This is a genomic window from Aliivibrio sp. 1S128 (assembly GCF_001691065.1).
Lineage (GTDB): Bacteria > Pseudomonadota > Gammaproteobacteria > Enterobacterales > Vibrionaceae > Aliivibrio.
This window is the reverse complement of the sequence record NZ_MAJV01000005.1, coordinates 1-844: the sequence shown is the minus strand read 5'-3', so window position 1 is coordinate 844 and position 844 is coordinate 1. Positions and strand designations below refer to the sequence as shown.

The 844-nt window shown below is 36.6% G+C and carries 1 protein-coding gene; it reads right to left on the bottom strand.

The genetic code is table 11. The features are described from left to right. Window positions 1-10: 10 nt before the first annotated feature. A complete protein-coding gene (locus tag A6E03_RS03380) occupies window positions 11-799 on the bottom strand; it encodes an aminoglycoside phosphotransferase family protein (protein WP_065600167.1) in 789 nt (262 codons plus the stop codon). Window positions 800-844 lie beyond the last annotated feature (45 nt).

The window sequence follows — 844 nt, the reverse complement described above, 5'->3', positions numbered from 1 at the left end:
GATGCATTTGTTATAAGCACCTTTCACCAGATAAACTAATTGTAATGGATTGATGATTTAGTTTCATGTATTCGATATCAGCTAAATAAGCAAGATGATGTCCATTACTGATATTTTCAATAAATGCCTCATTACCGTTGTTAGCTTCACTTTGCATAAAATCGACTAAGGTTTGAACCCTATCAATCATAGTTTCAACTAATTTCTCACGGTCAGCATTTGATAAACCATAAGAATCACAAAACAACTTAGCTCTAGCCGATTGAGAGCTTAAATCACCTAATGCGTCACACTCATTGGTCTTAAACGGTGCCCAACAATAAACAGCATAAGCAATATCCCAAAGTCTTGGTGCAGGATGAGCTGTATCAAAGTCAAAGATACCGACAGTTTGATTTCCATTTAAAGCTACATTGTAAGGAGCGAAATCTCCATGACAAATAACTTCATATGGTTTTCTGCTTGGTAGCATCCATTCAGTTTTTTGAAATGACGGACTAGAAATAAATGAAACCGTTGAATCATGATATTGACGCAAAAGCTTGCTAGCAGAAATTAATGCTTCATCCGTGGCAATATTTCCAATTAATGGATAATTGTAAACCTCACCCAAAACATAAGACAAAATCTCATTTCCATTATCGTCAAAACCAAAGGATTTTGGAGCGCCATTAAAACCGTCACTTTCGAGGTGAGACAGTAACTTATGAATTGAAACAGACCAAAAACCACTTGGTCGATATACTTTATCTTCAGAGCGAAAAACTAGCCCTTCGCGCCCACCTTGAAGTTCTTCCATCATAATCCCTTTTCATGAAAAACCAGTGCTTATAACGCCTGCATA

Coding starts and splice junctions, on each gene's coding strand:
- A6E03_RS03380 (WP_065600167.1), bottom strand. CDS start 799: ATGGAAGAACTTCAAGGTGGGCGCGAAGGGCTAGTTTTTCGCTCTGAA.